General features: G+C 69.6%; 11 protein-coding genes. 2 read left to right on the forward strand and 9 right to left on the reverse strand.

Features of this window, described 5'->3' with window-relative positions; genetic code table 11:
* Positions 1–33 precede the first annotated feature (33 nt).
* The gene (locus tag INP57_RS01360; protein ID WP_200068146.1) at positions 34–861 is read right to left on the reverse strand and encodes an SDR family NAD(P)-dependent oxidoreductase; all 828 of its coding nucleotides are present in this window, start codon (positions 859–861) and stop codon (positions 34–36) included.
* 255 nt (positions 862–1,116) lie between these two features.
* On the opposite strand from INP57_RS01360, the gene INP57_RS01365 reads away from it, so the two are divergent.
* Positions 1,117–1,992: a helix-turn-helix transcriptional regulator gene (locus tag INP57_RS01365; protein WP_200068147.1), complete on the forward strand. Its 876-nt coding sequence runs from the start codon at positions 1,117–1,119 to the stop codon at positions 1,990–1,992.
* A gap of 258 nt (positions 1,993–2,250) precedes the next feature.
* On the opposite strand, the gene dprE2 is transcribed toward INP57_RS01365, so the two are convergent.
* From dprE2 to dprE1 (INP57_RS01380), 3 genes are read right to left on the reverse strand one after another with little or no spacing between them, the layout of a single operon-like run.
* The gene (dprE2, locus tag INP57_RS01370; protein WP_200068148.1) at positions 2,251–3,012 is read right to left on the reverse strand and encodes a decaprenylphospho-beta-D-erythro-pentofuranosid-2-ulose 2-reductase; all 762 of its coding nucleotides are present in this window, start codon (positions 3,010–3,012) and stop codon (positions 2,251–2,253) included.
* Positions 3,009–4,343, reverse strand: coding sequence for a decaprenylphosphoryl-beta-D-ribose oxidase (gene dprE1, locus INP57_RS01375; protein ID WP_200068665.1), 1,335 nt, complete (start codon positions 4,341–4,343; stop codon positions 3,009–3,011). The genes dprE2 and dprE1 (INP57_RS01375) overlap by 4 nt, the downstream gene beginning before the upstream one ends.
* Positions 4,344–4,369: 26 nt before the next feature.
* Complete coding sequence (dprE1, locus tag INP57_RS01380; RefSeq protein WP_233626703.1) at positions 4,370–5,704, reverse strand: decaprenylphosphoryl-beta-D-ribose oxidase; 1,335 nt, start codon at positions 5,702–5,704, stop codon at positions 4,370–4,372.
* 242 nt (positions 5,705–5,946) lie between these two features.
* On the opposite strand from dprE1 (INP57_RS01380), the gene INP57_RS01385 reads away from it, so the two are divergent.
* On the forward strand, positions 5,947–6,459 hold the full coding sequence (locus tag INP57_RS01385; RefSeq protein ID WP_374220901.1) for a GtrA family protein: 513 nt from the start codon (positions 5,947–5,949) through the stop codon (positions 6,457–6,459).
* Between the two features lie 113 nt (positions 6,460–6,572).
* Here the strand turns inward: INP57_RS01385 and INP57_RS01390 are convergent, their stop codons facing one another.
* The 5 genes from INP57_RS01390 to wzm form a co-directional block, all read right to left on the reverse strand.
* Complete coding sequence (locus INP57_RS01390; protein WP_200068150.1) at positions 6,573–6,839, reverse strand: hypothetical protein; 267 nt, start codon at positions 6,837–6,839, stop codon at positions 6,573–6,575.
* A 148-nt stretch (positions 6,840–6,987) separates the two neighbouring features.
* Positions 6,988–10,305, reverse strand: a complete 3,318-nt coding sequence (locus INP57_RS01395; RefSeq protein ID WP_374220902.1) for an arabinosyltransferase domain-containing protein — start codon at positions 10,303–10,305, stop codon at positions 6,988–6,990.
* A 245-nt stretch (positions 10,306–10,550) separates the two neighbouring features.
* A complete protein-coding gene (glfT1, locus tag INP57_RS01400; protein ID WP_200068151.1) occupies positions 10,551–11,477 on the reverse strand; it encodes a galactofuranosyltransferase GlfT1 in 927 nt (308 codons plus the stop codon).
* Complete coding sequence (gene wzt, locus INP57_RS01405) at positions 11,474–12,334, reverse strand: galactan export ABC transporter ATP-binding subunit Wzt/RfbE (RefSeq protein ID WP_445326507.1); 861 nt, start codon at positions 12,332–12,334, stop codon at positions 11,474–11,476. Before wzt ends, glfT1 begins: the two co-directional genes overlap by 4 nt.
* A complete protein-coding gene (wzm, locus tag INP57_RS01410) occupies positions 12,309–13,181 on the reverse strand; it encodes a galactan export ABC transporter permease subunit Wzm/RfbD (protein WP_200068153.1) in 873 nt (290 codons plus the stop codon). The genes wzt and wzm overlap by 26 nt, the downstream gene beginning before the upstream one ends.
* Positions 13,182–13,219: the final 38 nt, after the last annotated feature.

A 13,219-nucleotide genomic window follows, 5' to 3' on the forward strand; every position in this document is an offset into this window, starting at 1 on the left:
TCGTCCCGGTTCAAGGGTTTCCCCGCAGCGCGCTCACTCCGCGGCGGTGGCCGCCGCCGCTTCCCGCCACTGGTCGAGATCCCCGCGCAACGCCGCGAGCTTCACCTCGAGCCGTTCGATCGCGTCCGCGCCGACCGGCAGGTGCCCGGGGAGCTTCTCCTGCTCGGTCACCTCGCAGATGAACCGCGCGGCGAGCGCCGGGTCGCCGAGCTGAGCATGGTTCGTGGCGGCCGCCCAGTCCAGCGTGTCGTGCGCGGGAGTGCCGTCGTAGACCGCGAGGGAGTTCGCGGGCCGCGACAGCGAGCTGCCGTCCAGGAAGTCCGTCCGGAAAGTACCCGGCTCGACGACCATGCTCTGCACGCCCAGCGGTGCCAGTTCCGCCGCCAGCGCCTCGCTGATCCCGGCCACTGCGAACTTCGTGGCGTTGTACGCGCCCGCGCCCGGCTCGCCCTCGAATCGGCCGCGGGAACCGATGTGCACGATGCGGCCGCCGGACTCGCGCAACGCGGGCAGCGCCGCGCGGGTCGTGTTCAGCAGGCCGAACACGTTCAGCTCGAACAGCGAGCGGACCTCCTGGTCGGACAGTTCCTCCAGCGCGCCCAGCAGGCCGCGACCGGCGTTGTTGACCAGCACGTCGATCCCGCCGAACCGGTCGATCGCCGCGTCGATCGCGGCGGGGACGTCCGCACTGCGCGTCACGTCCAGCTGCACGCCGAGCACCTGCTCCGAGTCCCGCAGGTCGGCCGGGAGCTTGCGCGGGTCGCGGGCTGCGGCCACGACGTCGTTGCCGCGGGCGAGCGCGGCGCGGGCGATCTCCGCGCCGAGACCGCGAGCCGCGCCGGTGATCAACCACGTTGCCATTGCCGAATTCCTCTCCTAAGTGCCTGTCTTTGAACTTGTTGTGCGGAGGTGTCCGGGTAGCGGAACCTGGGCACACACCCGGACCGCCAAGTTCAAGGACAGGTTCTAAGATCCTCCGGCCGTGCCGGCCGGACGAACACCACGGAAGCAGCTCGGCGACCCGATTCGGGCGGCTGAGCAGGCCCCGCTCATCGGGGGAAGAACCGTCCCACCCGAGCGGCCCCTCGGCCCGCCTGCGCAGGGCACACTGGTGGTATGAGTCCACAGCGCACCGCTCTTTCGGGGTTCCTGCGGTCCTGCCGGGCCAGGGTGGACCCGGCGGAGCTGGGCCTGCCGGACACCGGCAGGCGACGGGTTCCGGGCCTGCGGCGCGAAGAACTCGCCCGGCTCGCCGGCGTGAGCGTCGACTACTGCACCCGCCTGGAGCAGGGCCGCAGCACCACCGCCTCGGCCGAAGTGCTCGACGCGCTGGCCGGCGCGCTGCGGCTGAACGATGCCGAGCGCAGCCACCTGTTCGACCTGGCCCGCCCCGGCCCGGAACGCAAGCGGCGGCCGAAGCCGCAGCGCGTGGCTCCGGCCACGCTGGACCTGGTGCGCAGCCTCGACCAGGTCTGCTCACCGGCGTTCGTGCTCGGGCGGCGGCTGGACGTGCTCGCGCACAACCGGATCGCCGCGGCGCTGATCACCGACTTCAACGCGCTTCCGGCGCAGCGGCGCAACCAGGCGCGGTTCGTGTTCTTCGACCCGCACGCACCAGAGCTCTACGCGGACTGGGACGCGGTGGCCGCGGACACGGTGGCGATGCTGCGGCTGGACGCGGGCCGCAACCCGGACGATCCGAAGCTCAGCGCGCTGATCGGCGAGTTGTCCATCCACAGCGAGAAGTTCCGCCGCTGCTGGTCGGACAACAAGGTGCACCTGCGCACGACCGGGACGAAGGGCTACCACCACCCGCTGGTCGGCGACCTCACCGTCCGGTACCAGGCGCTGACGCCCAACGGCGATCCCGATCAGAGCGTGTACGTCTACACCACCGAGCCGGGATCCTCTTCGGAGGCGGCCATGCACCTGTTGTCCCGGCTCACCTCGGAGGGCAGCGAGCGCACCGCCGAGCAGCCGACGCCTGGGTGAGCGGCATCTTGCGAGCGCGCTCGGCCCGTCGATGGTGGAACGGGACGCGCTGCAGATCGTGGCGGTGCTCGGCACGCTACTGGTGCTGCACGCGCTGATCCGTCCACGCCTCCGGACGATCGCCGCCGTCGCCGGTTGCACCACCGCGGCCGCGGGGCGGCGCACCGGCCGAACATCTAAGTCCACAGTGGACTCGTGTGGAAAAAGCGGGCCGCCGGAGCGAAAAGCCCCGGCGGCCCGGCGGATCGAGCGGCTCGATCAGAACGACAGCTTGCGGAAGATCGCCCGCGGCAGGTGCCGCAGCACGGTCATCACCCAGCGCATCTGCGCCGGGACCCAGATGGACTCCTTGCCCTTGCGGACCGCGTCGACGATCGCGGCGCCGACCTGCTCCGGCGTCTGCGCCATCGGCGCGGGCTTCATGCCCTCGGTCAGCTTCGTCTTCACGAAGTTCGGGCGCACGACCGTGACCTTCACGCCCGAGTCGGACAGCGCGTAGGTCAGCCCGGAGTAGAACAGGTCGATGCCGCCCTTGGCGGAGCCGTAGACGAAGTTCGTCCGGCGCGCGCGCTCACCGGCGGGCGAAGCCATCATCACCAGGTGCCCGTGGCCCTGCTTGCGCAGCTTCTCCGCCAGGTGCACGCCCAGCGACATCGGCGCCACGTAGTTGACCTCCGCGGTCAGCCGCGCGGCCGCCGGGTCGGTCCAGCACTTCTCGTTGTCCAGCTGCACGCCGAACGCGACCAGGGTGACGTCGATGTCGCCGTCGGCGAACGCCTTCTCGACCACCTCGCCGTGCGTTTCCGGGTCGCGGGCCTCGAACTCGATGGTGCTGACCGTGCTGCCGGTCTTGCGCAGCCGCTCGGCCGCGGCCTCGACCAGCTCGGCCTCCTCCGGGCGCGCGGCCAGCACGATCCGCAGCGGGCGCTGGTTCGCGTACCGCTCCGCGGTCGCCAGCGCGATGTCGGAGGTACCGCCGAGGATGAACAGGGACTGCGGGTTGCCAACGGCGTCAATCACAGCTCGAGCCTCCGGCTCATGTCTGAGGCGAACACGCCTCGGGGGTCAACGGATTGGCGGATCTTGCGGAACTCCTCGACCCGCGGATACATCTTGTGGAACGTTTCCGCGGTGGTCCGCGAGTCCTTCGCGGTGTACAGGCGGCCGCCGAGCGAGAGCACTTCCTCGTCCAGCTCGGTGCAGAACCGGCTCAGCCCGTCCACGATCGGGAAGTCCAGGCACACCATCCAGCCGGGGTGCGGGTAGGACAGCAGGCCCCGGTTGCCCTCGCCCATCTTCTTGATGACGTTGAGGAACGAGACGTGCCCGGAGTGCGCGATCTTGCGGATGATCCGCTTGAGGTCCTCCTCCTTGCCGTACGGCACGGAGAACTGGTACTGCGCGAAGCCCTGCGAACCGTACGCCCTGCTCCACTCACCGATGAGGTCGAGCATGTGGTAGAAGGCGCTGATGTTCTGGATCTGGTCCCGGCCGCGCTTCGGGGTCTTGCGGTAGTACAGCTCGCCGATCGTGCTGAACGTGAGCTTGTTGCCCAGCCGCGGCGGGAACACGTCCGGCAGCGTCAGCAGTTGCGGGGCGTCGAACTTCAGCGGGTCCGCGCGCAGCTTCTTCGGCAGCTGGTCGACGGTGGCCAGCGAACCGCGGCCGAACGCGGCGCGGCCCAGCTTCGACCCGGTGGAGATCGAGTCGAACCAGGCCGAGGAGTAGGTGTACTTCTCGTCCGAGCCGTCGTCGAACAGCGCGATCGTCTCGTCCAGGTCGGCGGTCTGATCGGTGTCCGCGATGAAGTACGCGGTCTCGGTCCGGGTCATCCGGATCTTGGCGCGCAGCAGGATGCCGGTCAGGCCGATGCCCGCCACGGTGGCCCAGAACAGCTCGGACTCGGCGCCGTCCGGCGTCAGCGTGCGGACTTCGCCGTCCGCGGTGAGCAGGTCCATCGACACCACGTGGTTGCCGAAGCTGCCCGCGCTGTGGTGGTTCTTGCCGTGGATGTCGTTGGCGATCGCGCCGCCGATGGTCACCTGGCGGGTGCCCGGCAGCACCGGAACCCACAGGCCGTAGGGCAGCGCGGCCTTCATCAGCTGGTCCAGGCTCACGCCCGCGTCCACGTCCACCAGCGCCGAATCGGGGTCGATGTCGTGGATGCGGTCCAGCGGGGTGATGTCGACGACGACGCCCCCCGCGTTCTGCGCGGGATCGCCGTAGCTGCGGCCCAGGCCGCGGGCGATCACACCGCGCTCGTCGCTCTCGCGCACGGCGCGGGCGATCGCCTCGACATCGCGGGTGCTCAGCACGCGGGCCTGGGTCGGCGCGGTGCGCGCCCAGCCCATCAGCGTGCGGTTCTGCAACGCAGCGGTCACAGGCTCAACCTCCGGGACAGGTCGGAATGGAACACGCCCTCGGGGTCGACCGAGGCGCGGATCTTGCGCCACTCGTGGATGCGCGGGTACATCCGCTCGATCATCTCCGCCGTCGTCCGCGACTCCTTGGCCAGGTACAACCGGCCGCCCGCCGCGAGCACCATGGCGTCGAGCTCGCGGCAGAGCCGGTCCAGCCCCGGCGTGACCGGGATGTCGACGGTCAGCGTCCAGCCCTCCCCGGGGAACGACATCGGTGCCGGATTGCCCGGGCCGAACGTCTTGAGCACGTTCAGGAACGACGCGTGCCCGGAGGCGCTGATCTTCTCGACGCAGCGGCGGAACACCGCCTCCTGCCCGAACGGCACCATGAACTGGTACTGCAGGAAACCGTTCGAGCCGTACACCCGGTTCCACTCGCCGACCAGGTCCAGCGGGTGGAAGAACTGGGTGATGTTCTGGACCTGGCCGAACCGCGTCGGCGCCTTGCGGTACCAGACCTCGTTGAAGGCGGTGATCGTGCGGCGGTTCACCAGCCCGTTCGGGAAGATCGCCGGAGCGGTCATCAACTGCGGCGCGTTGAACTTCAACGGGTCCTTGCGCAGCTTGCGCGGCAGGTCCTCCACCTTGGCGGAGTTGCCGCGGGTCAGCAGCGCCCGGCCCATCGCGTCGCCGCGCGCCAGCGAGTCGAACCAGGCGACGGAATAGGTGTAGTTCGCGTCGGAGCCGTCGGTGAAGTGCTCGATCAGCTCGTCGAGGTTCTTCGTCCGCACGTTGTCGACCAGGAAGTAGGCCGTTTCGACGCGCTTGAGGCGGATCGTCGCGCGCAGCACGATGCCGGTCAGCCCCATGCCGCCGACGGTCGCCCAGAACAGCTCCGACCCCTCGCCCTGCGGCGTCAGCGTGCGCACCGAACCGTCGGCGGTGAGCAGGTCCAGCGACAGCACGTGGCTGCCGAACGAACCCTGCGAGTGGTGGTTCTTGCCGTGGATGTCGGCACCGATCGCGCCGCCGACGGTGACCTGGCGGGTGCCCGGCAGCACCGGGATCCACAGGCCGAACGGCAGCAGGCGGCGCATCAGCGCGTCCAGCGAGACACCGGCGTCGGTCACCACGGTCGCCGCGTCGGCGTCGACCTGGTGCACCCGGTCCAGCGCGGTCATGTCGATGACGGTGCCGCCCGCGTTCTGCGCCGGGTCGCCGTAGCTGCGGCCGAGCCCGCGGGCGATGACGCCGCGCGCACCGGCTCCGCGGACCGCCTTGGCGAGCACGTCCACGTCCGGTGTGCTCAGCACCCGCGCCGTGCTCGGCGCCGTGCGGCCCCAGCCGGTCAGCCGCCGTGCCTGCGCAGCGGCCGGACCGCCGGCGGAGTCGCCGTCGGCGTGCTGCTGCTGTACCGATCCCACCCAGCCGAGTCTATCCGCGCGGCATCCCCCGGTACTGCCGGGTAGTCGCCCGCTGAAGCACGGGCGGCGAGTGCCGTAAATAGGTGCGCCGTTACACTTTTCGGGGATCAGTGGCGCCTGTGCGTCGTCGATCTTCCCGGCCTGTCGTTGACGACTCTTGAGGTGACCCAGTGGCCGTGGCCGACACCGAGACCGAGGGCCCCAAGGGCGACCGTCCCGAGGGCGATGGCTCCGCCGGGGCGGACGCAGCTGGCTCCGGATCAGCACAATCCGGGGAATCAGCACAACTCGGGCTGTTCCAGCAGCTCCTGCGGTTCGTGGTGATCGGCGGCGGTTGCGCGCTGATCGACTTCGGCACCTATTCGCTGCTGCTCGGCCTGGCCGGGTTCCCGGTGTGGTTGTCCAAGTCGATCTCGTTCATCCTCGGCACCACCACCTCGTACCTGATCAACCGGAAGTACACCTTCAGCGGCGCCAGCACCGGCAACTCGAAGGCCAAGGCCGGGGCGTTCGCGATCGTCTACACCGTGACGTTCTTCGTGAACATGGGGTCGAACCAGCTGCTGGTGGTGTTGTTCGACGCCCAGCAGGCGTGGCAGTTCACGTTGTTCTGGGTGATCGCGCAGGGCTTCGGCACGCTGATCAACTTCGTGATGCTGAAGTGGGTCGTCTTCCGGGACTGACCGGTGCCGCCGAACCTGCGGCGGTCCTGCTGCGGGCGCACCCGGCCGACCGCGCAGCGGCGCGACGAGTCCGGGCCGCGCCGGATCGGCCCGGCCCGCGCTCCGGTCTCCGCTCAGCTGCCGAACCCGGTCCCGCGGCTCGGCGCGCCGTAGTCGTTCGTGTCCGAGCGGGAGTTCTCCAGGTGCGCGGTCGCCACCTGCCCGAAGTTCACCGCGAACCGGCCGCCGTCGGCCATGGCCAGCAGCGTGGTGCCCCCGGAGCCCATCAGCTCGGGCAACCGCGCGTTGAGGGTTTCCGCCTCGGCCGGGTCCAGCGCGATGTGCAACGGCTGCGGTGCCCCGGCCAGGTGCAGCACTAGTGCGGGTCGTTTTTCGCTCATGGACCAAGCGCACCACCGGTGCGCCCGGTGCGGCAGGCGTTTTCACCCTGAGCTGACGCGCACCGCCCCGATTTCACCGTGAGCGGACGCGAAAAGGCCCGCTCGACGATGCGCGGGCCCTTCTGCCGCGGCGGTGCTCAGCACCGGATCACTTCTGCGACTGCTCTCCCTCGTCGCCGCTGAGGTTCTTCACGTCGTTGCGGTCGTCCGAACTCGGCACGTCACCGGGCAGCTGCACCGTCGGCGTCAGCGGTCCCGGCGACCAGAAGCCCCAATGGGTCTCCTTGCGCACGTCCATCGCCGCTTCGGCGGGCAGCGCGTCCGGCTGGTACGGGTCCACCTCGTAGAGCGAGCCCCAGTCCCGGTTCACGTCGCCGTTCATGTAGGTCGGCAGCTCCCGCACGCTGGCGCTGACGTTCATCCAGCCGAACGGGCCGCCTGCGTCCGGCGACGACCAGCCGGCGCCGATGTCGCGCACCTCGGCCCCGGCCGTGACGCGGAACTTCGGCATCTCCGCGACACCGTTGTGGATGCCCGCGATCCGCAGGCTCGGGTGCACCAGCGCCGCGGTCCACTCCACGAAGCTCGGGGAGCGGCCCACGACGTCGGTCATCTTCGACAGCTGCGGAACGCGCGGGGCGCTCACCGCGAGCCAGCCGTTCGGCGAAACCGACTGGTCCACGCCGACCACCCGCATCTTGGTGGCGCCCTGCGCGTCACCGCTGACGTTGTAGCGGAAGTCGCGCCACTGCGGGCCGCCTTCCTGGCCGACGGGCTGCCGGTGCAGCACCTCGAAGCCCTGCGGGGTCTCCTTGCCGAACTCCAGCGTCAGCGAGTTCGCGCCGGTCTCGACACCGGCCATGCTCAGCACCACCGGCGCCTGCCCGTTCGCGGCCTGCTCCGGCAGGTCGTACCACTGGGTCCGCAGCTCGCCGGAGCCGATACCGGCCTCGTCGTAGCTGCCCCACACCGGCGCCTGGTCGGTGCCGAACTGGTGCGGCGGGCGCCAATCCGGTTCCTCCGGATCGGAGCCGTCGCCTGCGGGCAGACCGGGCCTGCTGAAGCCCTGCATGGTCGGCCGCATGTACTGGTCGGCGTTCTCCTTGTCCTCGTTGTTCTTCGGCACCTTGAAGCCGGGCGCGGCCTTGGCGGGCTGCTGCTTGGCGGCGGTGAGGATGCCGTCCTGCGGATCGGTCTCCACGTACACCGAGTCCGAGAGCCCGCGGCTCTGCCCGGTCAGCTGGCGGACGTTGTCCAACCCGATGCTGTAGCTGGACGCCTGCTTCTGCACCGCCTTGCCGAAGGTGGCCAGCTCGGCCAGCACCAGCAGCGCGCAGATGATCGACAGCGGTGCGGTGCCCAGCCGCAGCGCGCGGCTGCGCTGCTCGAAACTCGGTGGCTCGCCGACCTGCGGGTTCTTCTCGTCCAGCCGCAGGTGCTCGACGAACGCGACCACCGCGGCGATCGCGGCCACGCCGAGCAGCAGCGTGCTCGCGTTGTGCCCGTGGATCGAGGGCGCCTTGTCGTACCACGGCACGCCCCAGCCGGAGACGTACCAGTAGGCGTTCGGCCCGGTGGCGGCGAACGCGCAGATCACCATCAACCCGGAGAAGAACGCGGCCCGGTTGCGCCGCGACCGCAGCACCGTGCTGCTGGTCGCCAACGCGGTCAACGCCGCGAGCGCCCCGCCCAGCGCGGCGAACATGCCGAAGTGGTGCGACCACTTGGTGGGGGTCAGCGCCAGCACCACGAACGACAGCGCGGTGATCGCGAGCAGCCTGCGGCTCGGCCCGACCGCAGCGCCGCGGATGCGCCCGCGCCGCAGCAGCATCACCGCGCAGGTGACCAGGCACAGGATGACCAGCAGCACCGGGAACCGGCGCACCAGCGAGCCGTCCGGGGTCGGGCTGAACAGCAGGTTGTAGCGGTTGAGCTCCTGGTACCAGTCCTCGCTCGGACCGATCTCGGTGCGCAGGTCGGTGGCGTCCATGACCGACTGCCAGGTCTGGTCGGCGAACACCACGGTCAGGATGATGAACCCGCAGGCCGCGATCGGTGCCAGGATCGCCACCCAGCCGTAGTCCTTGGCGCGCAGCCGCACCAGCCGCAGCAGCGGCTTCAGCGCGGCGATGTAGGGCAGCACCGAGACCAGGCCGTGCGGGTTCGCACCGACCGACAGCGCTGCGACCACCAGCCCGAGCGCGGCGGGCATCAACCTGCCGGTGGCCACCGCTCGCTCGACGGCGCACAGCGCCAGCAGCGAGAACAGCACCACGACCGGCTCGGGGCGCAGCCCGTTGTTGTAGGGCAGCCAGAACGCGAGGAACACCGCGGCCGCGGCCCACCCGGCGGCGTTGCTGCGCCGCACCTGCTGACCCAGCCTGGGCAGCACTTCGCGGCTGATCAGCAGCCAGCTCATCGAGCCCATCAGCAGCGCGGGCAGTCGCACCCAGGGCGTCGCCGTGGACACCTGCACCCACAGCGAATACAGCTCGTAGAACCAGCCGAACGGCGCTTCCGGAACGGCGAACCATCGGAAGTAGTTGCTGATGTACCCGGCGCTCTCGCGCGCTCGCGCGATCGTGAGGATGTAGCCGTCGTCGGAGGTCATCGCCCCGATCAGCCACCACACGACGAGCGAGCCGATGACCGCGATGTCCCGCAGCGTCGGCTTCCACCAGCCGCGCGGCACCAGTCGCGGCGGCCTGCGTCCCGCGCGCACGTCCAGCCGCCGCAGGCAGATCACCGAGCCGATGAACGCCAGCACGGCCGCGCCGATCACCGTGTACTTCAGCACCGTGGCGCTGCTCTCGTACCGGTTGTCCACCCGGGCCTCGAAGGACAGGCCGTCGATGTTGTCGGCCTGCGCGTCCAGGTCGGAGAAGATCCCGGTCAGCTGCGGGCGCTGGTCGCCGCGCACGTTCATCAGCGACTCGTCGCCGAGCTTGACCTTGGTCCCCACGGCGTCGGAGTGCACCGAGATCGAGCAGCCGCCCGGCGGCAACTGCGTCGAACTGACCTGCTGGCCCTTGGCCAGCACCACCAGCTGACCGTTGTTCACCTGCAGCGTCAGGCCGGTGAGGTTGCCGTACTCGGAGTTCGGCGGGTTCGTGCTCAGCACGTTCGCCACCCCGGGGGTGCGCGCGTCGAGGCTGCGCATCGACTCGCAGGGCACGTTGGCGTCCATCCACGCCGGGGAGAAGCTCACCAGCGGCGCGGAGACGGACTTGGTGCCCTGCGCCGTCGGCCAGCGCAACGTGTTGATCTCGTGGTTCACCGGCAGGAAGGGCACGACGATCGCCAGCACCGCGCCCAGCAGCCCGAGCACGGAGGCGAACAGCGTCAACCGCTTCGCGGAGGGCTCGCGCCTGCCCGCGGCGGGGCTCGCCGGGTCTTCCACCGCCGGAGGAGCGGACGACTCGTCCCGATCGTCCTTGCGACTGTCTTCCTGCTGCCCGTTAAGCACGCCAGCACAATAGTAGTCGCTGGTCCGGGGGCCTTCGGCGCGTTCGTGAGGTACCGCAACGAGATCATTGCCGACGCTATGAGCAGGCTCGATCGAGTGACTCTCAGGCGGCTCTCAGCATCCTGTGACACTCCGGTGACTCGACTGCGACGGCAGGTGCGAGGCCGCGCTCGTGGCCGGTCCGAAACGAGTTCGTCCGCCGCGGCATCGGCCCGCGGCGGACGAAAGGAACGGTGCGGAGGTGCTCAGCGCCGGTAGAAGTGCTCCCGCTGCCCCTGCCGGACCAGGCGCAGCCACTCCAGGAACGCCTTCGGGTCGCGGCGGTGCCCGATGAAGTACAGGCCGAAGCGCAGCACTTCCAGCGCCCCGATCTTGCGCATCCCCGGCTGGGAGAGCAGGTAGCCCCGGTTGCGGTAGGTGTAGTAGCGCTTGTTCGCGTCCGGCGGGTCCTGCGCGTGGAACCGGCCGCCGAGCATCGGTTTGAACTCGTCCGAGCCGTCCGGGTGCACGAACCGCGTCTTGAGCGAGGTCCCGAACGGCAGCCCGGAACGCACCACGCGGCGGTGCAGCTCCACCTCGTCGCCGCGGAAGAACAACCGGTAGTCCGGCACGCCGACCACGTCCAGCGCGCTCGCGCGGAACAGCGCCCCGTTGAAGAACGACGCGATGCCCGGCAGGAAGTCCCCGTCCGAGTCGGCCAGCTCCTCCGGGTGCCGCTTCCAGGTCAGCCCGCGGCGCAGCGGGAACGCCAGCTTGTCCGGCCGGTCGATGTTCACCACCACCGGCGAGACCGCGGCCAGCTTCCGCTCCACGGCCACGTCCAGCAGCGTCCGCAACGCGTGGTCGTCGGCGGGCCTGCCGTCGTCGTCGCCGAGCCACACCCATTCCGCGCCGAGCGCCAGCGCGTGCAGCATGCCCAGCGCGAAACCGCCCGCGCCGCCGAGGTTGCGGTGCGACGGCAGGTACGTCGAAGGGATCGGGCACTCCTCGACGACCGGCCGCGCGGGCTGGTCCGGGCCGTTGTCGACCACCACGAGGTGGTCCGGCACCCGGGTCTGGGTGGCGATCACCTTGAGGGATTCCGCCAGCAGCTCGCGGCGGTTCCTGGTGACGATCACCGCGACCACGGAGTCCGCGGGCAGGGCGGACCGCTCGGCGGAGTCGGTGCTCATGAGCCTTCTTCGCTCCCGATGGTGGCGCCGGCGGCGGAGGTGATCTTCGCCAGCGCGTCCGGACTGAGGTTCTCGTACGGGTCCTTGCCCTTGTAGGCGGTCAGGACGCTGCGCAGCGAACCGTGCTCGCGGATGGAGCCCTTGTCCATCCACAGGCCGGTGTCGCACAGCTCCATCAGGAACTCGTCCGAGTGCGATGCGAAGATCAGGATGCCGGAGCGCTTCACCAGTTCCTTCAACCGGTCCCGCACCTTCTCCAGGAAGTCCGCGTCGACCGCGCCGATGCCCTCGTCGAGCACCAGGATCTCCGGGTCGATGGAGGTGACCACGCCGATCGCCAGCCGCACCCGCATCCCGGTGGAGTAGGTGCGCAGCGGCATGTCCAGGTAGTCGCCGAGCTCGGTGAACTCGGCGATCTCGTCCATCCGCTTCTCCATCTCCCGGCGGTTCATGCCGAGGAACAGCCCGCGGATGATGATGTTCTCGTAGCCGGAGATCTCCGGGTCCATGCCGACGCCGAGGTCGAACACCGGCGCCACCTTGCCCACCACGCGGGCGCTGCCGCGGGTCGGCTCGTAGATGCCCGCGAGCAGCCGCAGCAGCGTGGACTTGCCCGCGCCGTTGTGCCCGACCAGGGCCAACCGGTCGCCGTGCTGCAGGTGCAGGTCGATGTCGTGCAGCGCCTCGATGATCGGGACCTTGCTGTCCGAGTCGATCTTGCCGCCGGCCTTGCCGAGCACGGCCTTCTTCAGCGACCGGGACTTCGCGTCGAAGATCGGGAAGTCGACCGCCGCGTTCCAGACGTCGATGCTGACCACTTTTCGATCTCCCTCAGACCCAGTAGGGGACGCGGGCACGGTAGTTGCGCAGCACCACCGCGGCGAGCAAGTAGCCGACGACGGTGCAGCCCAGCACCCAGTACCAGTGGTAGAGGTGCTGGTCGAAGCCGATCAACGGATCGCGGAAGATGGCGATGTAGTGCGACAGCGGGTTGCCGTCGACGAAGACCTGCCGCCAGGCGTTCTGCGGGTTGTGGTCGAACTCGAACATGCCCCAGGTGATCGGGGACATGAACAGCGCCATCGTCATCAGGCTCTGGATCACCGGCGGGATGTCCCGGAACCGGGTGGCGACCACGCCGAACAGGGTCGCGACCCAGATGCCGTTGAGCATGATCAGGAACAGCGCGGGCACCGCGGCGATCACGGTCCAGGTCACCGGGATGGGATTCGCGGTGAACGCGAAGATGATCAGCAGGATGAAGTAGATGACCAGGTTGTGCACGAAGAACAGGGTCTGCCGCCACACCAGCCGGTAGATGTGCACGCTCAGCGGCGCGGGCAGCTGCTTCATCAGGCCTTCGTTCTTGATGAAGACCTCGGTGCCCTCGGTGACGCAGTTGCGGATGAACTCCCAGATGATGAAGCCGACCGCCAGGTGCGGCAGCTTCTGGTGCAGCGGCGAGCCGAACAGGCTGCCGTAGAGGATGCCCAGCCCGGTCACCATCACGCCCATGCTGATGGTGATCCACAGCGGTCCGATCACCGAACGGCGGTATCGCTGCTTGATGTCCTGCCAGCCCAGGTGCGCCCACAGCTCGCGCTGCTTGGCACCCTCGGCGAGGTCGGTGAACGCTTTTCGCCAGGTCCGCGACGAAGTCTCGGGCGGAGCCGGGGCTCTCTCGATCGTGCTCGTGGCCTGCACGGTGCGTCAGAGTACCGATCGGGGTGTCGTCACCGGGC

Source organism: Saccharopolyspora galaxeae, assembly GCF_016526145.1.
Taxonomy (GTDB): Bacteria; Actinomycetota; Actinomycetes; order Mycobacteriales; family Pseudonocardiaceae; genus Saccharopolyspora_C; species Saccharopolyspora_C galaxeae.